General features: G+C 38.0%; 21 protein-coding genes. 4 read left to right on the top strand and 17 right to left on the bottom strand.

Features of this window, described 5'->3' with window-relative positions:
• Window positions 1-874: molybdopterin-dependent oxidoreductase (locus AAX15_RS09325; RefSeq protein WP_155397816.1), on the bottom strand; the 874-nt coding region annotated here is incomplete at its 3' end.
• 245 nt (window positions 875-1119) lie between these two features.
• On the bottom strand, window positions 1120-2034 hold the full coding sequence (locus tag AAX15_RS04925; RefSeq protein WP_046939385.1) for a RimK family alpha-L-glutamate ligase: 915 nt from the start codon (window positions 2032-2034) through the stop codon (window positions 1120-1122).
• 116 nt (window positions 2035-2150) lie between these two features.
• On the opposite strand from AAX15_RS04925, the gene AAX15_RS04920 reads away from it, so the two are divergent.
• Window positions 2151-2414, top strand: coding sequence for a GrxA family glutaredoxin (locus AAX15_RS04920; protein WP_005628952.1), 264 nt, complete (start codon window positions 2151-2153; stop codon window positions 2412-2414).
• A gap of 63 nt (window positions 2415-2477) precedes the next feature.
• Here AAX15_RS04920 and fabB read toward each other — a convergent pair whose 3' ends face one another.
• Window positions 2478-3698, bottom strand: a complete 1221-nt coding sequence (gene fabB / locus AAX15_RS04915) for a beta-ketoacyl-ACP synthase I (RefSeq protein ID WP_046939384.1) — start codon at window positions 3696-3698, stop codon at window positions 2478-2480.
• A 148-nt stretch (window positions 3699-3846) separates the two neighbouring features.
• Between fabB and mnmC the strand changes: the two genes are divergently transcribed.
• Window positions 3847-5859: a bifunctional tRNA (5-methylaminomethyl-2-thiouridine)(34)-methyltransferase MnmC2/FAD-dependent 5-carboxymethylaminomethyl-2-thiouridine(34) oxidoreductase MnmC1 gene (gene mnmC / locus AAX15_RS04910; RefSeq protein WP_046939383.1), complete on the top strand. Its 2013-nt coding sequence runs from the start codon at window positions 3847-3849 to the stop codon at window positions 5857-5859.
• Window positions 5860-5924: 65 nt separating this feature from the next.
• Here mnmC and sppA read toward each other — a convergent pair whose 3' ends face one another.
• Window positions 5925-7775, bottom strand: coding sequence for a signal peptide peptidase SppA (gene sppA / locus AAX15_RS04905; protein ID WP_046939382.1), 1851 nt, complete (start codon window positions 7773-7775; stop codon window positions 5925-5927).
• A 97-nt stretch (window positions 7776-7872) separates the two neighbouring features.
• Between sppA and AAX15_RS04900 the strand changes: the two genes are divergently transcribed.
• Window positions 7873-8427: an NAD(P)H nitroreductase gene (locus AAX15_RS04900; protein ID WP_046939381.1), complete on the top strand. Its 555-nt coding sequence runs from the start codon at window positions 7873-7875 to the stop codon at window positions 8425-8427.
• A gap of 46 nt (window positions 8428-8473) precedes the next feature.
• On the opposite strand, the gene AAX15_RS04895 is transcribed toward AAX15_RS04900, so the two are convergent.
• From AAX15_RS04895 to sstT, 3 genes are all read right to left on the bottom strand, one after another.
• A complete protein-coding gene (locus AAX15_RS04895) occupies window positions 8474-9028 on the bottom strand; it encodes a TorD/DmsD family molecular chaperone (protein ID WP_046939380.1) in 555 nt (184 codons plus the stop codon).
• Window positions 9028-9636: an NAD(P)H-dependent oxidoreductase gene (locus tag AAX15_RS04890; RefSeq protein WP_046939379.1), complete on the bottom strand. Its 609-nt coding sequence runs from the start codon at window positions 9634-9636 to the stop codon at window positions 9028-9030. The genes AAX15_RS04895 and AAX15_RS04890 overlap by 1 nt, the downstream gene beginning before the upstream one ends.
• 120 nt (window positions 9637-9756) lie before the next feature.
• On the bottom strand, window positions 9757-11001 hold the full coding sequence (sstT, locus tag AAX15_RS04885) for a serine/threonine transporter SstT (RefSeq protein WP_009500594.1): 1245 nt from the start codon (window positions 10999-11001) through the stop codon (window positions 9757-9759).
• Between the two features lie 287 nt (window positions 11002-11288).
• Between sstT and AAX15_RS04880 the strand changes: the two genes are divergently transcribed.
• Window positions 11289-11729 carry a LexA family protein gene (locus AAX15_RS04880; protein WP_046939378.1) on the top strand — a complete coding sequence of 147 codons (441 nt, stop codon included), beginning with the start codon at window positions 11289-11291 and terminating at the stop codon, window positions 11727-11729.
• 70 nt (window positions 11730-11799) lie between these two features.
• On the opposite strand, the gene aroG is transcribed toward AAX15_RS04880, so the two are convergent.
• The 10 genes from aroG to AAX15_RS04830 all read right to left on the bottom strand — a co-directional run bounded on the left by aroG (window position 11800) and on the right by AAX15_RS04830 (window position 21788).
• The gene (gene aroG, locus AAX15_RS04875; protein WP_046939377.1) at window positions 11800-12885 is read right to left on the bottom strand and encodes a 3-deoxy-7-phosphoheptulonate synthase AroG; all 1086 of its coding nucleotides are present in this window, start codon (window positions 12883-12885) and stop codon (window positions 11800-11802) included.
• Between the two features lie 218 nt (window positions 12886-13103).
• On the bottom strand, window positions 13104-14354 hold the full coding sequence (lolE, locus tag AAX15_RS04870) for a lipoprotein-releasing ABC transporter permease subunit LolE (RefSeq protein WP_046939376.1): 1251 nt from the start codon (window positions 14352-14354) through the stop codon (window positions 13104-13106).
• Window positions 14354-15037 (bottom strand): lipoprotein-releasing ABC transporter ATP-binding protein LolD, encoded by a 684-nt coding sequence (lolD, locus tag AAX15_RS04865; protein ID WP_046939375.1) that lies wholly within the window; start codon window positions 15035-15037, stop codon window positions 14354-14356. Before lolD ends, lolE begins: the two co-directional genes overlap by 1 nt.
• 81 nt (window positions 15038-15118) lie before the next feature.
• Complete coding sequence (bioD, locus tag AAX15_RS04860; protein ID WP_046939374.1) at window positions 15119-15760, bottom strand: dethiobiotin synthase; 642 nt, start codon at window positions 15758-15760, stop codon at window positions 15119-15121.
• A gap of 9 nt (window positions 15761-15769) precedes the next feature.
• The gene (bioC, locus tag AAX15_RS04855) at window positions 15770-16552 is read right to left on the bottom strand and encodes a malonyl-ACP O-methyltransferase BioC (protein WP_046939373.1); all 783 of its coding nucleotides are present in this window, start codon (window positions 16550-16552) and stop codon (window positions 15770-15772) included.
• Window positions 16540-17187 (bottom strand): DUF452 family protein, encoded by a 648-nt coding sequence (locus AAX15_RS04850; RefSeq protein WP_046939372.1) that lies wholly within the window; start codon window positions 17185-17187, stop codon window positions 16540-16542. The genes bioC and AAX15_RS04850 overlap by 13 nt, the downstream gene beginning before the upstream one ends.
• 9 nt (window positions 17188-17196) lie before the next feature.
• A complete protein-coding gene (bioF, locus tag AAX15_RS04845) occupies window positions 17197-18339 on the bottom strand; it encodes an 8-amino-7-oxononanoate synthase (protein WP_046939371.1) in 1143 nt (380 codons plus the stop codon).
• 8 nt (window positions 18340-18347) lie between these two features.
• The gene (gene bioA, locus AAX15_RS04840) at window positions 18348-19637 is read right to left on the bottom strand and encodes an adenosylmethionine--8-amino-7-oxononanoate transaminase (RefSeq protein WP_413540588.1); all 1290 of its coding nucleotides are present in this window, start codon (window positions 19635-19637) and stop codon (window positions 18348-18350) included.
• A gap of 22 nt (window positions 19638-19659) precedes the next feature.
• Window positions 19660-20841 carry a lipoprotein-releasing ABC transporter permease subunit gene (locus tag AAX15_RS04835; protein ID WP_046939369.1) on the bottom strand — a complete coding sequence of 394 codons (1182 nt, stop codon included), beginning with the start codon at window positions 20839-20841 and terminating at the stop codon, window positions 19660-19662.
• A complete protein-coding gene (locus AAX15_RS04830) occupies window positions 20841-21788 on the bottom strand; it encodes a 2-hydroxyacid dehydrogenase (RefSeq protein ID WP_046939368.1) in 948 nt (315 codons plus the stop codon). Before AAX15_RS04830 ends, AAX15_RS04835 begins: the two co-directional genes overlap by 1 nt.
• Window positions 21789-21839: the final 51 nt, after the last annotated feature.

Here is a 21839-nt window from a genome sequence, read left to right as displayed (position 1 = left end):
TCGCTGTTTCTGCTTTTGCATAAGTGCGGGCAATTTCTCTCAACATTTCAGGCTCAACGCCAGTGATATGTTGAGTTGATTCAGGTGTATAAGCTTTTACAGTTTCATAGAACGCATCGAAATTTTCGGTATGTTCATCAATGAATTTTTGATCTTGTAATCCTTCTTCAAGAATCACGTTCATCATTGCATTCAAAAATGCGACGTTGCTACCATTGGCAAGAGGCGCATAAATGTCAGCGATACGAGCGGTTTCAATTTTACGAGGGTCACAAACAATAACCTTAGCCCCTTTTGCTTTTGCGTGGTTAATACGACGCGCCACAATAGGGTGAGATGTTGAGGCATTATAGCCAAAGATAAATACGCATTTAGTGTCTTCAATCTCAACGATTGAGTTGGACATCGCGCCATTACCCACTGATTTGAGCAGACCTGCTACAGATGGGCCATGTCAGACACGTGCACAACAGTCAATGTTGTTATTGCCTAATACCGCACGAGCAAATTTTTGCATAACGAAATTCACTTCGTTACCTGGTCCACGAGAAGAACCCGTTACCATAATTGACTCGTTGCCATATTTTTCTCTAATTTCTTGTAAACGTTTTGCAGAATAGGAAATAGCCTCTTCCCAGCTCACTGGCGTGAACGGCTCGCCACGTTTGTAGCGAATCATCGGCTGAGTTAGACGAGGAGTGAGGATTTTTGTGTCATGCACGAAATCCCAGCCATAATATCCTTTCAGGCAAAGCTCTCGTTCGTTTGTTTTACCGTTTGCACCTTCAGCACCCACAATTTTGTTGTTCTCAACCAATAGATTGATCTTACAACCTGAAGCGCAATACGGACAGACAGTAATCACTTTTTTAATTGCCATAGTAATGTCCTTATTTTAGATAACCAGAATGAATTAATCATTCCGAGTAATATAATACGCCTAAATAAAGAACATAGGCTTATAAATTCTGTGGATTTTTTGATATAAAACAGGTTTTAGATAATTTTTTAATATTCTGAGAAAACTCAAAGAAAAATGACCGCACTTTTGATAGTGAGGTCATTAGAAGATGTGTATAAAAATTGGTATGAATAATAAGGCTTTACAAATATCAAATTCTATTTATTTTTCTTATTCAAATGAATCTGCTTTTCAACATAATTTATCATCTGTAATGCAATATCAACCCCGCTTGTTTTTTCAATCATTTCTAAGCCTGGACTTGCATTCACTTCTAAAACCAATAATCCATTTTTTGAACGAATTAAATCCACCCCAGCCACATCTAAACCGATAGCTTTTGTAGCTCGAATGGCTATCTGTTTCTCGTCATCGCTTAAGGTAATTTTTTCGGTTTTTCCGCCACGATGACAATTCGCTCGAAACTCACCATCTTGCCCAATTCTCTGCATCGTTGCTACAACTTGATCACCAATCACAAAACAACGAATATCCGCATTGCCCGCTTCTTCGATAAAATCTTGCTGCAACATAGATATATTGGTTTGTTTAAAAGCTTCCATAATGCTCACCGCACTTTGTGGTTTTTCAGCCAAAATCACCCCTATTCCTTGTGAACCATTTAGCATTTTTAAAATTGTCGGCGAACTGATATGAGGTACCGTCGCCTGAGCTTGCACTTCACTGCCGCTTAAAAGTGAATTGGGAACAGGAACACCAGCCTTCAGCAAAAGTTGCAAACTTTTCCATTTATCACGCGCATTTAAAAATGCCTGAGATGAATTTAAACAAAAAGTCCCTTTTCCTTCAAAATGCTGTAAGACTGAACATCCCATTTGCGTACTCGTTGTGCCAAATCGAGGCAAAACAGTATCATAATCAGGCAATAAATAAGGTTTCGACTCAGAATTTTCTTGATAAAAAATCTGAAAGTGCGGTGGATTTTGTGAGAGTTTTAAAAGACAGCGATTCGGATCTAAAATATCCATCTCATGCCCTTGACGTTTAGCCGCTTCTTTTAAGCGTTGGCAACTGTAAAGACGAGGTTCGCGGCAAAGCATTAGTAATTTCATAATATTTAACTCATAGTCTACGATGTTCCGTATATTACACGAATAAAAACACTTTATGTAGACGATAAAAATCAGGTAGAATTGCCTAGAATTTTTAACTCAAAAAAGGAAATCTTATGTTCGTTGTTATTTTTGGTCGTCCTGGCTGCCCTTACTGTGTGCGTGCAAAAAACCTTGCTGAAAAATTAAAAGGCGAAGTTGCTGATTTTGACTATCGTTATGTGGATATTCACGCAGAAGGCATTACTAAAGAAGATTTATCAAAATCTGTTGGTAAACCAGTAGAAACCGTACCACAAATCTTTATTGATGAAAAACCAATCGGTGGTTGCACTGATTTTGAAGCATTAATGAAAGAACAATTTGGTATCGTTGCTTAATTTTTCTTTTAATTTACAAAAAAGCCACTTTCAATCGAAAGTGGCTTTTTTCATAGGTTAGTTTTAACCGTTATAACGTTTAAAAATTAATGTTGCATTTGTACCACCAAAACCAAAGCTATTTGACATGACAGTTTGTAATCCTGCATTTTCTTTCGTCTCAGTAACGATGTTGCAGCCTTCAGCGGCTTCATCTAAGGTTTCGATATTAATACTTGGTGCAATAAAGTCATTATCCAACATTAATAACGTGTAAATTGCTTCGTGTGCACCTGCCGCACCTAAAGAGTGACCGGTCATTGATTTAGTTGAAGAAATCGCTGGGATTTTATCACCAAATACATTTTTGATTGCACCTAATTCTTTCACGTCACCTACTGGTGTAGATGTGCCATGTACGTTGATGTAATCAATTGGGGTATCTACAGTTGCCATTGCTTGTTTCATACAACGCTCTGCACCTTCACCGCTTGGTGCAACCATATCGTAACCATCAGAAGTTGCGCCATAACCTACAATTTCAGCGTAGATTTTTGCACCACGAGCAAGTGCATGTTCTAATTCTTCCACAACCACAACTGCACCACCACCTGCAATAACGAAACCGTCACGGTTTGCGTCATAAGCACGAGATGCTTTTTCTGGCGTTTCATTGTATTTAGTTGAAACTGCCCCCATTGCATCAAACTCAGTAGCACATTCCCAAGATAATTCTTCTGCACCACCAGCAAAAACGACATCTTGTTTGCCTAATTGAATTAACTCAACCGCATGACCAATACAATGTGCAGAGGTTGCACAAGCAGAACTAATTGAATAGTTCACACCACGAATATTATAAGGTGTAGCTAAACAAGCTGAAACACTCGATGCCATGGTTTTTGTTACAGCGTAAGGACCAATCGCTTTTACACCACGAGGACCACGAACCGCATCACACGCCACTAATTGATTATGTGCAGAACCTGTACCTGCACCAATCACTAAACCAGTACGATCATTAGAAACCTGATCTTCTGTTAATCCAGAATCTTCAATCGCTTCACGCATAGAAAGATAAGCATAAGCCGCTGCATCACCCATAAAACGGAACACTTTACGATCAATGTGCTCGCTTGGGTTTAATTTGATTGTTCCGGCAACATGGCTACGCATATTCATTTCTACAAATTCAGGCACAACTTCAATACCTGATTTCCCTGCTTTTAATGAAGCCAATACTTCTTCTTTGTTGTTACCGATACTTGAAATAATCCCAAAGCCTGTAATTACAGCTCTTCTCATTGCTTCTTCCTTATTGTTTTATATGTAAAAATAACGGCTCAAAATTACTACGAAATAAAAATATTTCAAGCAATAATTCATTTGTTCGACCAGTTTAGAAAATCGCGTTATTATACGCAAATTTCATTAGGCAAGGAAGGAATAAAAAATGACCTTTAGCGTGCAACATGCTGAGATTCACTTCAATCAAAACCATATTCCCGTCTCAGATCAATTCGATGATATCTATTTTTCTAACGAAAATGGATTGGCAGAAACAAATTATGTTTTTTTGCTAGGTAATCAACTTTGGGAACGTTGGATAAGCCACAACGAGGCTAATTTTGTCATCGCTGAAACAGGATTTGGTACAGGATTAAATTTCTTTGCGGCAACCAAATTGTTCCGTGAATTTCGCCAGCAACACGAGAATCATCCTTTAAAACGCCTTAATTTTATTTCCTTTGAAAAATATCCGCTAAAAATTACCGCACTTTCGCAAGCGCATCTTGCCTATCCTCAGTTTGAAGATTTAAGCGTTCATTTGCAACATTATTGGCCTTCATTGATTCTCGGTTGCCATCGTATCCATTTTGGAGAGACAACATTAGATTTATGGTTTGGTGATATATCAGAAAACTTGCCACAACTTGGCGATTATATGAATGAACGTATTGATGCTTGGTTTTTAGATGGCTTTGCGCCGAGCAAAAATCCTGAAATGTGGAATGATGATCTCTATAACTTGATGTTTCGTTTCACGAAAACAAATGGTTCTTTTGCTACCTTCACCGCAGCAAGTTCGGTCAGAAAAGGACTTGAATCCGCAGGCTTTAACGTGACAAAACGTAAAGGCTTCGACAAAAAACGGGAATGTTTAAGTGGGCTAAAAATACACTCAAAATCTACCGCGCTTTCCACACCTTGGTATCTTGCTCAGCCTGCTAAAATGGAAAAACAAGATGTCGCTATTATCGGCGGTGGTATTGCCTCTCTTTGCGCTGCCATTTCCTTAGTAAAGCGTGGGGCAAAAGTCACTATTTATTGTGAAGATGATGTGCTCGCACTTAATGCTTCGGGCAATAAACAAGGCGCGTTTTATCCACAACTTAGCGATGATAATACGCTCACCATTGATTTTTACCTGCACGCTTTCAGCTACGGTCGCCAATTACTTGATTGCGCAATCGCACAAAACATAGCGTTTGAACACGAATTTTGTGGCGTTGCACTATGTGCTTACAACGAAAAAAGTGCGGTCAAATTAACAAAGATTTCTCAACTTGGTTTGCCGAGCGAAATCTTCCAAATGCTGAATGCTGAACAGCTAAGTGAAAAAGTGGGATTACCGCTTAATTGCGAAGGAGGTTGGATTGAACAAGGGGCTTGGCTTGCGCCAAGACAATTTGTTCAAAATTCCTTTTCATTTCTTGAAAAGCAGGGTGTCGCCATTAAAACCTCACAAAAAATTACCGCACTTTCTCAACAAGAAAATGGTTGGGAACTAGAAAATACGCAAGGCAAAAAATACCGCCATGAAGTCGTCATTCTTGCGAACGGATATAAAATTACTGATTTTGTTCAAACAGAAAAGCTACCGCTCTACCCTATCCGCGGGCAAGTTAGCCAAATTCCAACATCAGAAAACTTACTCAAACTGAAATCTGTGCTTTGTTATGATGGTTATCTCACCCCAGCCGATCAATTAAAAACCTCACATTGCATCGGCGCAAGCCATGTTCGTGATAATGTTGATCGCCATTTTAGCGAACAAGAACAACAAGAAAATCAACAAAAACTTCAACAAAATATCGCCCAACCTTGGACTCAAGATGTAGATACATCAGGTAATCTCGCTCGTGTAGGCATCCGCTGCTCCGTAAGAGATCTTGCCCCAATGGTTGGAAATGTACCTCATTTTGAACAGCAACAAGCGGATTATTACAATTTATTCAACCTCCGCCGTCGTAAACAACCTATTCAAAGTGCGGCCAATTTTCAGAATCTTTTCTTAACAGCCGCCTTAGGTTCTCGAGGTCTCACCTCCGCTCCACTATTAGGAGAAGCCTTAGTCTCAATCATTTATGGCGAGCCATTACCAATAAGCGAAGCCATATTGCATAATCTTTCAGCTAACCGAGCTTGGGTGAGAAAGTGGTTGAAAGGAAGCGTCGTGGAATAATTTTACTTCAAAAAAATAACAGCACAGGTATTAAACTTGTGCTGTTAACATAATAAACGTAAATTTTACTTCACGCTTCCACAATTCAAACAATACAAATATTGACCTTTAGGATCATTAAATTTAGTTAATACATTCAATTCTTTTTGTAATTTTTGAATTGGAGCTGGTATCCCTATCCAGCTAGAAAAAGCACGTTGCGTTGTTTTTTTCGTATCGTGTAATAATGTCTTTACAAAACTATTGCTATCATCATCTATCAACCATTCTACGCTAAAAGATTCCATTGCTTTTTCTTGACGTTGATTTACTAATTGTTCAGCTTTATTGATTACTTCATTAAAAGAACCAATCTCATCCACTAAACCATTTTGGAATGCATCACTGCCTAACCAAACCTGACCTTGAGCAAGTTTATCTACTTGTGTTTTTGAAATTTGGCGGCCTTTGCTGACAATTTCTAAAAACCGGTCATAACCATGCTCAATCTCTGTTTGATAAATATCTTGCACTGATTTTGCTAACGGAGAAAACGCTGATGTATTAGCTAATTCAGTAGTTGAAACACCATCTGCATTCACTCCTATTTTCTTAATGCTATTTTCGAAAGTCGGGAACATCGCGAAAATACCAATAGAACCCGTAATGGTGTTTGCATCGGCAATAATATAATCCGCAGTAGATGAAATCCAATAACCACCAGATGCCGCCATTGCCCCCATAGAAACAATCACAGGCTTTCCAATTTTCTGTAAATTTTCAGTCTCTTGTCGGATAATTTCAGAAGCAAAAGCACTACCGCCTGGTGAGTTGACTCGTAAAACAACAGCTTTTACGGAGTTGTCATCATGAGCTTTACGAAGAATTCGTGCAATGGTATCCCCACCTGCATTTTCTTCATCACTTTCCCCATCGATAATCGTTCCCTCAACATTCACGACTGCAATTTTATTCGGTACATTGTAATGTTCTAAACGATCAGGCAGTTGAGTTAAATAATCATCCAGTTCAATAAGATTCGCTTTTCCATAACTCCCTTTACCAAAAAGTGCGGTGAGTTTTTTATCTAAATCTAAACGAGTTACAACATCGGTTACTAACCCACGTTGTTGAGCATAACCAGTACTATTGCCTTTTAATGCTTTAAGATCCGATAAATATTGTTTCGCATTCGGCAAAACGTTCTCTTTCTTAATCTTGCGATTTTCGCTGACTGATAAAACATAGTTGTTCCACATTTCACCTAACCAACGCTGCATATTTGCTTTTGCCTCAGCCGACATATCGTTGCGTAAAAATGGTTCAACTGCTGATTTATACGTTCCCACGCGGAAAATATGTGGTGTAACGGCTAATTTGTCGAGCATCTCTTTGAAATATAAATTCTCTTGCGATAAACCATGAATATCCACACTCCCAATTGAATTTAGATAAATTTCATCAGCAAAGCTCGCTAAATAATATTGTCCTTGAGAATAATTATCCGCATAGGCGATCACTGGTTTCCCTGCATCTTTAAAGTGACTGATAGCGCCACCAATAAAATCTAATGCGGGTAAATCTGCCCCTTCAAAATAATTGAGATCGAGCACTAATCCTTTAATTTTAGGATCATCTTCCGCTTGTTTAATGGCAAATACCACATCAAACGTCGAAATTTTTCTAGGAACGTGCTCGCCATTCAATTCGCTTAACGCATCTTGCCAACGAAGTGTTTCATCTCGGTTGTCCGCTAGATAGCCATCTAAATTCAGTAATAACGCGCCTTCCCCTGTTAATGTTGTAGATTTTTTTCCACCGCTTGAAAAGCTAATAATCGCCACTAGCAATAGCACAAATCCTAAAAACACAACATTCATCACAAGATCACGAATGAAACACAGCGCTTTCCAACATAATTTCAATACTCGAAACATAAAAATTACCTTTAAAAAATTTGCGCTAGCGTATCACAAAGCCTTGTCAAAAACTATGCTATAATCCACCGCACTTTTACTTATAGGGGATAATAAAATGGATGCGTTAACTCTTTTAATAACAAGAAAATCAAACAAAAAATTGACCGCACCTGCGCCTAATGCAGAACAACTTGAACTTATTCTCCAAGCAGCAATGCACGCACCAGATCATGGAAAATTACATCCTTATCATTTTGTTGTAATGGAAAATGATGGATTAAATAAATTGGAAACGCTACTTAAAGCAGCCGTTGTGGAATTTGATTTGGGTGAAGAAAAATTAAAGAAAGCCGAAAATTTAGCACATCGAGCACCTATGGTAATCGGTGTTGTAGCAAAAGTTGATCCTACAATCGCAAAAGTACCAGGATGGGAACAAATGCTAAGTGCAGGTTGTGCAACTTACGGAATACAGTTGGCAGCACAAGCACAAGGATTTGATAATGTTTGGATTTCAGGTAAATGGGTTAATGGCACTGCATTACGAGAAGCTTTCGGATGTCGTGAACAAGATCGTGTGATTGCGTTAGTCATGATTGGCACGGGTATAGAGAAAGCTGAACGCGAATGCCGAGTTATCGATATAAAAGATTTTGTAACCTATCTATAAAATATTGCTTGCTTTCCTCAAGACTTAGAGGAAAGCAAGATATTGCCTATTCTTCTTCCAATTCATCCGCCATTGCTGCCAATATTTCTCGTGTAAGAAGGGCTAATGCACGATAAAAAGGCAAAGTTGCTTGATTTTCTACTTGAGTTAAAAACTTCGCTGCACAAGGCAATAAAAAGGTTTCAAAGAATTCTTGCTGAGCCACTAAAGAATCCGAATTATCTTCAAGCCAAGAGGCTGTTAGCAATAATAAAGCAAAATGATCCGCACTTTCCACCTCTGGCATATTGCGTACAAGGCGAAAATTCACAAATTCTTCAACATCAATGCCATAAGCTGAAATAGCGGTCATGACTTTGCCATTGGTACCAAACAATTTTTGATACTCTTCGTTCAATAAATCGAGATCAATTTTAGCTTGTAGGCTATTCAGAGCTAATTCACTTTCTTTATCAGTATCTAACGCCCAAACTTGACTCAAACCTTTTTGTTGTAACCAAGCAAATGCGCCTGCTAGCACTTCATCGGTAGGAGAACGATAAAAAAGATTACCGAATAATCGACTAATTAATGAAAAATTATTAATTTTTTTTTCAGACATTACGCTTTTTCCTTTAAAAGTGCGGTCAATTTTTCTTTTGTTTTTTGAGCGGCAAGTTCAATCATTGCTTTACGCGCCTCATCATCAATTAAATGAATATCACCGAATAATTCAAACTCAACATTTTCAATGCCACAGTAATTAAATAATCCATTAATTAAACAATGATTAAGCGATTTATCCACACCAAATTCTTTATATTTATCAACATTACTGCCAATCGTAATAAATTGCTGCATTTGCTTATTTTTGAGCAAACCCACTGATTCGCCGTTTTCCGTTTTATAGGCAAAGCCATGACTTAATACGCGATCCAAATAACCTTTTAATATTGATGGAAACCCCATCCACCAAAGGGGATAAACCAACGTAATTAAATCCGCTTGAAGGATAAAATCATGCTCTTGCTGAATATCTTCTGGAATAATACCTTTGTTAGCATTCTGCAATTCTTCATGAGATAAAATTGGATTGAAATTCATTTCATAAAGATCACGAAAAAATACATTTACCCCCTTCTCTTGACTGATTTGCTCAATACGATTGGCAATCGCTCGTCCAAAACTACGCGCTGAATTAGGATGAGCAAAAATAATTAAGTGGTTCATTTTTCTTATCTATTTGTAGGGAAATAAGACGTGGCAGAAGTCTATCAAAATAGACCGCACTTTGCATATAAAATCACATAAAAAAAGCGGGCATAGCCCGCTCTCTTATTTGCATCATCATTATGCTGCGTTTTTACGTTCTTCTTCCATACATACTGCCGCAGTAAATAATACGTCAGTTGATGAGTTTAATGCCGTTTCAGTTGAGTCTTGTAAAATACCGATAATGAAACCAACACCGATCATTTGTGCAGCGACATCATCAGAAATACCAAATAAGCTACATGCTAATGGGATTAATAATAATGAACCACCCGCCACACCAGATGCACCGCAAGCACAAAGAGAAGCGACGATACTTAATAAAATCGCACTAACAAAAGATACTTCCACACCTAATGTGTGTACTGCTGCTAAAGTTAAAATAGTAATCGTGATTGCAGCACCCGCCATATTGATGTTCGCACCCAATGGAATAGAAACAGAATAAGTTTCTTCATCAAGGTTTAAACGTTTTGCTAATTCAATATTCACTGGGATATTTGCCGCAGAACTACGTGTGAAGAATGCAGTTACACCACTTTCGCGTACACAAGTCCATACTAATGGGTACGGATTACGACGAATTTTCCAATAAACTAATGCAGGGTTAATAACAAAAGCAGTGAATAACATTGTACCGATTAATACTGCAAGTAATTGCACATAACCTCCTAATGCGACTAAACCTTTATCAGATAAGGTTTCAGCCACTAAACCGAATACACCAAATGGCGCAAAAGAAATAATGACGTGAACAATTTTTGATACGCCTTCAGCGAAATCAGATAATACGTTCTTAGTTGCATCAGATGCATGACGTAACGCCAAACCTAAACCGATAGACCATGCTAATACACCAATAAAGTTTGCTTTGAAAATCGCATTTAATGGATTATCTACCACATTTAAGATAAGGGTAAATAAAACTTGGCCAACAGCTTGCGGCGCTGAGCTTGCATCTTCTTTGGTTGCAAGAACCACTTCCGTTGGGAATACGAAACCCGCAATAACTGCAACAATCGCTGCCAAGAATGTACCAAGAAGGTAAAGCACAATGATTTCTTTCATGTTGCTTTTCGTACCAATCTTACGGTTTGCAAGCGCAGCCATAACAAGGAAGAAAATCAAAATTGGCGCAACAGCACGCAACGCTTTAACAAAGATGGTACCTAAAACGCCTACTTTTTCCGCAATATTAAAACCTAAAGCACCTTCAAGTGCAGGTCCAACAAGCGCAATAATGATCCCTAGAACTAAACCAGTTGCAATTCTTTTTACTAAATTGCCCTGGAATAACAGACGAAATAAACGAGATGTGTTCATACTTTTATCTTTCTTTTTAATAAATTTAACTTCAGATTGTTACCAATCCACCTACAAGGGAATTAAAGATAGCGTAAATTCTTATCGAAAGAAAATATTTTTTGTTATTTTTTATCCAATAAGTGAACTTTTTTCTAAATTTGTTAGATATTTTCTAAAAACATACTTATAAAAAAATTTTTTATTTAACCTATTGACACCCTGTATGAAAAACCAGTAAAATTTAACTGTACAAAAAAACAGGGTAAAAGGTTATTTATCCATATTATTTAACAGGAGATAAGAGAATGAACAACCAAACTTTGACTGCGCAATATGAAATGGATTTTTCTTATAATCCACTCCCCTTTTTCAGTGATATGGATGACACCCTTAAATTCAATAAAAAACTAGACTTGAATCTTTATTGTATTAAACGTCCAAAGCAAACTTGTTTTATTCATGTAACCAATCCAAATATGTTAGCTTGGGGAATTGAAAGTGGAGATATGCTAGTCGTTGAAAAAAATGACGATCTTTATTCAGGTGATCTTGTTGTACTAGAAGAAAATAACGAATTTCATGTCTATGAATTTATGGCGAATAACGGCAATTACCTTTTCATGGCATTGGATTCCACCACACCAAATATAAATACCAAAGATTGGTCGAATTTACCTATTGTCGGCACAGTAACCAATACGATTCATCAAATGAAACGTCGCGATAAAATGAAATGGACTGCGTAGTTAAAGGCAAAATAAAAAAGTGCGGTGAAAATCAACCGCACTTCTATCTAGTATCTAGATTATATTTCAATTAATTACTCGTCGTACGTCTAGCAATAATTGCATCAGAAAGTTGTTGCAATAATCTTTCAGAATCTTCCCATCCAATGCATGCATCCGTAATACTTTGTCCATAAGTCTGTGCTTTGCCATCAACTAAATCTTGACGACCTTCCACTAAATGGCTTTCCACCATTACGCCAAAGATTTGTTTAGAACCAGATGCAATTTGATTACATACATCTTGGCAAACGTCCATTTGTTTTTTAAATTGTTTACAGCTATTTGCATGGCTGAAATCAATCATTACATGAGGGATTCGGCCAGATTTCTCAATATCTGCACACACTTTTGCCACATCTTCAGCATTGAAGTTTGGTCCTTTATCTCCGCCACGTAGAATAATATGGCAATCTTCATTTCCCTTAGTTGAAACAATTGCAGAGTGACCAAATTTAGTGACAGATAAGAAATAATGAGGTGCTTCTGCTGCGCCAATTGCATCTAAAGCGACTTTCACTCCTCCATTGGTTGCATTTTTAAATCCAACAGCACAAGATAAACCTGAAGCTAACTCACGGTGAACTTGTGATTCAGTCGTGCGAGCACCAATTGCGCCCCAGCTCATAAAATCTGCAACATATTGTGGCGTGATCATATCTAAAAATTCGCCAGCAGATGGCACACCTAAATCATTAATATCAGAAAGTAATTTTCGTGCAATGCGTAAACCATCATTTAAACGATAAGTATCATTTAAATACGGATCGTTAATTAAACCTTTCCAGCCCACCGTTGTACGTGGTTTTTCAAAATACACACGCATAATAATTTCAAGGCTATCTTTATATTTTTCACGTAATGGTTTTAAACGGTTTGCATACTCAATTGCCGCTTTAGGATCATGAATAGAGCAAGGACCGATAATCACTAATAAACGATCATCTTTACCATGAATAATATTATGTGCCTCATGACGGGTTTGCTTCACTAATGCCGCTGCATGTTCACTAGCTGGGTATTTTTCTAATAAGGCAATGGGTGGTAACACCTGATCGACTTTTTCAATTCGCGTATCGTCGTTTGCCACGACAATTTCAATTTTCTCTTTAGCCATATATCACTCTCAAACTTTCAAACGTTGTGTTTTAATTATGTAGGTAATCTACACCTATTTCTTGTACTAGTAAACTAGTTCGTTGTATTTTTTTAAGAATAAAACCTACAGATTCTCTATTAAACTATCTTTGGCGCATGCTTGCAAGCTGAATAAAGTGAAATATTGAGTGAATAAAAGACAAAAAAATACCGCACTTTCATGCGGTATTCACAAAATTAATGGCTACTTAATACCTGGGCTGGTTGTAATTTAGCGGCCCTACTTGCTGGATAAAGACTAGCAATTAAACTCAATACTAGAGCTGCAACTAAAACCATCAAAACATCCAACCAATGTAACTCGCTTGGCAAAAAATCGACAAAATACACATCGCCCGATAATAATTTCTTACCGATAACCCACTCAATGCCTTGAATAAAGGTTGTAAGATTTAGTGCAAGTATAATGCCTAACACAATACCAATTAAGCAACCTTTCATTCCTGCCTGTAAGCCATACCAAATAAAAATACGTTTAATGAACGCATTGTTCGCCCCAAGCGTGCGCATAATAGCAATATCACCCTGCTTATCTTTTACCGCCATAATCAACGTAGAAACGATATTAAAACATGCTACCCCAATCACGAGCACCATGGCGATGTACATCACTGTTCTAATAAGTTGAATATCACGATACATATAACCAAATTTACCAATCCAATTTTGAATATAAAGCATCTGCGGATAATCATTAAGCATAGATAAATCCAGATTTTTCACAGAAAAAGGATCATCTAATTTCAATTCAACACCTGTTATTTGATCAGATTTATAAGTCAAAAATTCTTGTGCTTGAGCAAGCGGCAATAAGGCATAACTATAATCAAGTTGTCCATCTAAACGCAAAATTGCAGTGACTTGCACGCGTTCACGAGTTGGTTGAGCAAGTTGTTCATCGCCGTTTTGCTGAGAAATAAGTAAGGTAACCCAATCACCCGCTTTTACATCGAGTTCTCTAGCAATACCTGATCCCAAGACTAATCCACCTTCTTTCCCAAATTTATCCCAGCCTTGCTCTTGTACGAAATTACCAAGAGAGCTCACGCGATCTTCTGCTTGTTTTTCAATGCCCTTCACCTGAACCACTTTCAGTTTTGAGCCATTTTCTACCAATGCAGTAAAGCTAACAAAAGGAGAAATACCTTTAATTTGGGCATTTTGTTGTAAGCGTTTTTCTAAATTTTGCCAATGGTGAATGGTTGGATCCGTCGCATTGGGCGCAGATAAAATCTCTGAATGGGGAACTACTGCAAGAATTCGTTGGTTAAGCTCACGCTCAAAACCATTCATCGCACTTAAACCAACAATTAAAACAGCAACACCCAGCGCAATACCGATAGCTGAAAATTTTGCAATTAATGCAACTAAAGGATTTTTCTGCTTGCCACGTTGATAACGCCAACTAATGAAAAAAGGCGTATTCATTATGCACCTTCCTTCAAAATACCATCTTGCATAACTAAACGGCGTGATAATTTTTCAGCAAGTCCCATATCGTGAGTAACTAATAAAAAAGCGATATTTTGCTCTTGGTTAAGTTGTTGAATGAGTTCAAAAATGCTTTCTGTGGTCTTGTGATCAAGATTCCCTGTTGGCTCATCCGCTAAAACTAACGATGGATTATTCACTAAAGCACGCGCAATCGCCACGCGCTGACGTTCCCCCCCAGAAAGCGCAGAAGGACGATGCGTAATTCTATGACTTAATCCCACCGCACTTAGCATTTTTTCGGCACGATCTTTCGCTTCTGTTTTATTTTGATGACCAATCAACATCGGCATCATCACATTTTCAAGTGCGGTAAAATCTGCCATTAAATGATGGAATTGATACACAAATCCTAAATAGCGATTACGCAAAGCAGCTAATTCATTAGCCGATGCTTTTTGCAAGGATTGTCCATTAATAAACACTTCCCCACTACTTGGCTGATCAAGTCCCCCTAAAGTATGCAATAAAGTACTTTTTCCTGAACCTGAACTCCCCACAATCGCCACCAACTCTGCAGGTTCCATAGAAAAAGAAACGCCTTTTAACACTTGCGTTTGATTTTCACCTTCTTGATAAAATTTATTGATGTTTTCGCATTTTAATAAATAGTTATTCATTTTTTACTCGTTTTAACCGCACTTTAGCAGCAAATCATCTCATTAAAAACTTGCTCGAGTCTATCACACTTTTCCCTGAGCTTAAATTTCAATGCGCCCAAAGTATTCAAATCCCGTCTCAGGAAAATATCTTTTAAGATAACCTTTTAAATAGCCTTGTGTCTCTTGACTAATGATTGGATCATATTCCGGATAACCATTATACATCACGCTTAACACTGACACCCCATGGGAACGGCAAGCCTCTAAACTTAATAATGTGTGGTTGATGCTACCTAATTTTCCCGATGTCACCAAAATCAAAGGGTAATTGTTTGACTGGATATAATCTAACGTCGTCGCATCGTCACAATAAGGCACCATTAATCCTCCCGCCCCCTCCAACAATACACAATCATATTTTTCTGCCAAAAGTGCGGTGGATTTTTCAATAATTTTTTCATTAATTTCTCGCCCTTCGAGCTTTGCCGCTAAATGAGGAGAACAAGGATATTCAAAAAGATAAGGGCAGGTTTCGCCTTGTAAATCTTCTTCCGTCAAATCAATGCCTTGAATCTTTCGATGTACAAGCAAATCATCAGCAATATTTTTACAGCCTGTTTGAATCATTTTTTGTGTAATAACGGAAAAGCCTTGCTCCATCAACTTTTTAGCATAAATGCCTGTTGCAACCGTTTTACCTACATCGGTATCAATGCCCGATACAAAAATAACCTTGCCCATAAATACGCCTTACTGATTTCTAGCACGAGAATAACGTGCGATAAAAAACAATGGATGATAAGTTAACTGCACTTTACCCGATGGCAACATAAAAGCCTGTAAGTAATCATCAATAAATTTGTTGAGATTTTTTCTTGTCCAATTTTTCTGGTTAGTCGCTGTTACACCGGTATATTTCAGATGTTTGAGTACATCCAATGGCGTATCAAACTCTAGTATTACATTAACATCGTCATGCCATAAAAGATCAAAATCATTGGCTAACCAATTTTGCCATTGAGATAAATTCGGATAACTTAACCCCACATTAGTCATTTGGCGAATCTCTTTTAAATTATCTTCACCAAAGCCCGTAATCGCCAATAAACCATTAGGTTTCAATCCTGTTTTACAATGGGAAATAAAATTGTCAGGATGATGGAACCACTGTATAGCTGATGCACTTGCAATCAAATCAAATTGTTGTTGAAAAGGAAAGTTCTCTGCATCACCACAATAAAAATCAAAAGGTTGAATCAGCTTTTCAGCGAGTAGAGAGCGCACATCGCACAAATCATTAAATAACCAATAATTGGCTGAAATCTGTTTTTGCAACAATGAACTCAACATACCAGAACCACAACCGAGTTCCAAAACGCTATCTAGTGGCCCATTTGGTAAATAGTCTTGTAAATGCATCATTAACTTAATATTCATTTTTTGTTGAATTAACGCATGTTCATCATAGCTATTTAAGGCTTTTTGGAAGGCGTGTTGAATGCGCAATTTATCTACAGAAGTTAATGATTCCATAATGCCGACCAGTGGGTAAATCTTGAAAACACATAATGCTCCCCCTCTATTTCCCGAATCGCACAACGCGATGCCCAATATTGGTGCTGATTAGCCGGCATAAAAATTTTATCGCGAGAACTAACCCATGCATTTGTCCAGTGAATAAGATCTGTGCGTTTATCCTGCTGAATCATCGCAAAAAGTGCGGTGAGTTCTTGATGAATTTTGTTAAATGGTCGTGCAGAAAATTGTTGATAACGTTCAAAAGATACTTTATCACCACAGATTCTACGTTCAAACTTTGAACGAGTATTTTCTGTGAGATTATCTAACGTACCTTTAAAAATAGCGTAGGGAATACCGAAGCTATCATCACAAGGTAAACCTGTACCATTCACTGCTGTGGCAGATTGTACGGTGATTCCTTGTAATACTCGTTCTGCCACCCAAACACCCATTGACCATGCCACCACACGAATTTGCTGATAGGCAGAAAAATCAAAATCTAACGTCAAATCTTGATAATCGTAGCAAATTAATAAATCATGATCTGTTGGCAAAATCAAATGAGCCACAGCATCAAGAGGTGTCCCCCAGCCAGCAAAATAAACTATTAAATACTCACCTTGATGATCATAAAATTTCGTTTTCACATTATTTCCTTATAAGCATGCCACAAACTGTTTTACTTCATCCATTGTCATATCTGCCGTCAAAGACAATCGTATTCTGGATGTACCTTTTGGTACTGTCGGTGGTCTAATCGGCAAGCAATAATAACCTTCCTCTTGCAGATCTTTCGCCTTGGCAAGAGTTGCTTCGTTCTCACCTAAAATATAGGGAATAATGCAAGTTTGGCTTGGCATTATTTGCGTTCTATGCTCCACTTCTTGGCGTAAAAATGCACTTAACTGCTCAAGATGCATTCTTTCTTTTGAAAGTTGTGGTAATCGTTCAAAAATAAAATGAGTCCAAGCTACATTAAATGGTGGAAGTGCGGTTGAAAAAATCAATGGGCGCATTTGATTAATCAAGCACTCTTTTAATATTTTATCACAGACGACATAAGCCCCCATTGAAGCTAAGGCTTTGCCAAAAGTGCCAACTAATAAATCTATATCAGCTATCACATTAGCTCGCTCAGCAATACCTAATCCGTTTTTACCGTAAACGCCTATTGCATGGGCTTCATCCACATAAAGATAAGTATTTGGAAACTGTTTTTTTAATTGAGCAAGATACTTCAAATCAGCTACATCGCCATCCATACTAAAAACCGATTCTGTCACAATAAAAGTCCGGTCAAATTTTCCGGTATTTTTTTCGAGCAGACTCTTTAGATGTTCATAATCATTATGACGATAACGAAAGAACTCACATTGGCTTAAACGAATGCCATCAATCATGCTGGCATGCACTAATTTATCTGCCAAAATTAAACTTTTTGTTGTCGTCAACGCTGGTAAAATACCAAGATTGGCGTGATAGCCACTATTAAATAATAAAGCGCTTTCTCGTTGGAAACGTTGAGCAATAAGCTGCTCAAGATCGGTATAAACAGGAAAATTTCCCGTTAATAAACGAGACGAAGAACTGGTAAAAGAGGGGAAATTACCGCCATATTGCTGTAAAAAAGACTGGCGTAAGTTTTCATTTGATGCCAAACCTAAATAATCATTAGATGACATATTCAACATTGTGCGATTTTCTCGCGTAATATATCGTCCTTGATGAACTAAATCAGGAATTGAACGATATTGATTTTGTGCCCTAAGCTGTTCCAGTTGCTGTTTAAAAGCATCCATTTTTTATCCTAATGTTCATATTCCTGAGTTAAAACCAGAATCATGCCTTCTGTTAATTTCTGAAGTTCATCATCTTTAATCACAAATGGTGGCATCACATAAACCAATTTTCCGAAAGGTCGAATCCAAACACCTTGTTCCACAAAACGTGGGACTAAAGTTTTCATATTTACCGCACTTTTCATTTCGACCACCCCAATCGCCCCTAATACGCGAACTTCTTTGACATACTCTTTTTCAGCTAAAGGCGAAAGCTGTTGTTTTAAGGAATGCTCAATTCGCTGAATATTTTGCTGCCAAGGGCTTTCCAACAATAAACGGATAGATTCTGCTGCAATCGCACAAGCCAACGGATTTGCCATAAAAGTGGGTCCATGCATAAAACATTTAGCCTCACCGCGACAAATAGTTTGCGCAATTTCAGTGGTCGTAATGGTTGCCGATAAAGTTAAATAACCACCGGTTAAGGCTTTACCGATACACATAATATCTGGCGAAATCCCAGCATGCTCGGCAGCAAATAATTTCCCTGTACGGCCAAAACCCGTGGCTATTTCATCAAAAATTAGCAATACACCATATTGTTTACAAAGCGCTTGCGCTTTCACTAAATAAGTTGGCGAATAAAAATACATACCACCTGCACCTTGCACAACAGGCTCTAAAATAAGTGCGGCGATTTCGCTACCTTTTTTCTTAAGTAAATCAGCTAAAGGTTCAATGGCACCATCATTCCAAGATTCATTAAATGGAATATTGGGTTGAGGAAGGAAATATTGTACGGGCAGGCTATGATGAAATAAATGATGCATACCTGTGGTTGGATCACACACCGACATCGCATTCCAAGTATCACCATGATAACCCGAACGGATGGTGGCGAATTTTTGTCGTTGTACTTCCCCTTTAGCGTGCTGATATTGAATAGCCATTTTCATCGCTACTTCTACAGCAACAGAACCACTATCAGCAAAAAAGATCTTATCTAATCCATTTGGCAAAATTGGTACCAATAATTGAGCTAATTCCACCGCGGGTTCATGGGTAAAACCGCCAAACATAATATGGCTCATTTTTGCCAACTGATTCTGTGCCGCTGCATTTAAACGAGGGTGATTATAACCATGCAACGCCGCCCACCAAGAAGACATGCCATCAATCAAACAACGTCCATCTTTTAAGGTTATCATCACGCCATCTGCACGTTCTACCGCATAAAGCGGCATATCAGAAGAAACGGAAGAATAAGGATGCCAAATATGTTGTGTATCAAAAGCTAAAAGTGATTGTTCATCTATCATTCATTTACCATTAAAAAACTTATTCGTATCGCAAGGCAGTGGCAGGTTCTACTTTTGCAGCTCGATAAGCGGGATAAAGTGTAGAAAGTAAAGAAAGTAACAAGGAAAATCCAATGACAAAAATCATTTGAACAAAGGATAATTCTGTCGGTAAAAAAACACCTTGTGGATTTACCGCACTTACAATGTCTGTTAAGTTCAAGGTGACTAAGACACCTAAAATAGCACCGAGCAATGTGCCAACAAATCCCACCAGTAATCCTTGATAAATAAACACTGAACGCACTTGGGATTTTGTTAAGCCCTGAGTTTGCAAGATCGCAATTTCCCCTTGTTTATCCACCACCATTAAACTTAATGAAGTCACGATATTAGAAATCGCCACGACAATGATCAAACTAATCAGCAATCCCATCATATTTTTTTCCATCCTCACCGCTTGGAAAAATTCACCTTTTTGTACGCGCCAATCCGTGATTTTTTGTGTTGGGAAATATTGTGGGAGTTCTGTAATTTGGAACGGATCATTCAGAAATAAACGATAGCCCTGCGCTTGCTGCGGTTGAATACGCATTAAGCGACCAATATCTGTAATATTAGCAAAGGCTTCATAACCCGATGTTTCGCCATAATCATAATAAATATCGCTAACAGTAAATAAACGCTGCATTGGCACCCGACCGAATGGTGTATATTGGCTATTTTCCGTAATCATCAAACGGATTTTATCCCCAATATTCACGCCCAATTTTTGCGCCAGTTGATCACCAATGACCACTTTAAATTCACCACTAGGTAAAATTTCGTTAAATTTAGCCTGATCAAAAGATTCAACCAAAGGATCATCAGAAAATGATTGAATACCAATAATTTGTCCTGCACTCACGCCTTTTGTCGTTTGGTAAATCACATTTGTTGTATTGATCGGCACCGCTTTTTGGACAAAGTGCGGTAAATTTTCTAATGTTTTTTCTGTCGAAATAGGCTGTTCTTCACTCACAATCGCATGAGGAATAGAAGATAGTACCTGCTGTTTTTGGTAACCTTCTAATCCATTCATCACAGAAAGCACGATGATCAATGCCATCACACCTAGCACAATCCCCAGGCTTGCAAGATTAGTCACTAATCGCCCAAAACGATCCGCACTTTTCGCACGCCAATAACGTAGCGCAATATAAAGAGAAATAGGAAAATTCATTATTTTTGATTTAGTTGTTGTACAAATTCTTCGATGTTTTGCATTACTTTGCCAACTAATGTTGTCACTGCACTATCACTCGCCCAAGCAATATGCGGGGTGATAATTAAATTAGGCATAGTTTTTGCAGCTAAAATTAACGGATTATCTTTTTCTGGTGGCTCTTTTACCATTACATCCAAAGCCGCTCCGCCTAAATGCCCCGTTTTTAACGCATCAACTAATGCAAATTCATCAATTAAAGGCCCACGCCCTGTATTAATCAAAAATGCACCTTTTTTCATTTTGGATAAGGTTTCTACATTAATTAAATTCTTTGTTGTTTCAGTTAATGGGCAATGCAAAGTCACAATATCCGCTTGTTTTAAGACTTCATCAAAGGGCGTATAACCTTCACGGCAAACAGTGGCATCTTTATGTTCTGCATAAAGCACTTTCATTCCCACTGCATTAGCCAAACGCCCCACATCTGTCCCTAAGCAACCTTTACCAAATACGCCTAATATCGAACCTCGCATATCTGTAATTGGGTAATCAAAATAACAAAACTGTTTACTTTCCGACCATTTTGCTTCCATTTGATCGCGTAACCAACCTGCTAAACTATGTTTTAAAGCAAAAATTAATCCCATGACATGTTCTGGTACTGTCGTGCTGGAATAACCTGTCACATTACGCACGGTGATTCCCATTTCTTCTGCGGCCACAAGATCAACATTATTTGTACCGGTTGCAGTAATCGCAATTAGCTTTAACTTAGGTAATTGTTTTAACGTTTCTCGATCAAAAATGACTTTGCTCGTAATAACAATATCAGCATCTTTCGCTCGTTCAATCGTTTCTGCAGAAGAAGTATGCTCATATTCAGTCCAAGTATGCGCAAAAGTTGGACGAGGAATAGGGATATGCTTCGGGATAGCCGTACTATCTAAAAAGACGATATTCATCATTTCTACTTTTATATACACAGTGATCTGCCCCCCAAAAGTTGGACAGGT

Source organism: Haemophilus haemolyticus (genome assembly GCF_001008275.1).
Taxonomy (GTDB): Bacteria; Pseudomonadota; Gammaproteobacteria; order Enterobacterales; family Pasteurellaceae; genus Haemophilus; species Haemophilus haemolyticus_P.
The sequence above is the reverse complement of the archived record's forward strand: the minus strand, read 5'-3'. Positions and strand labels throughout refer to the sequence as shown.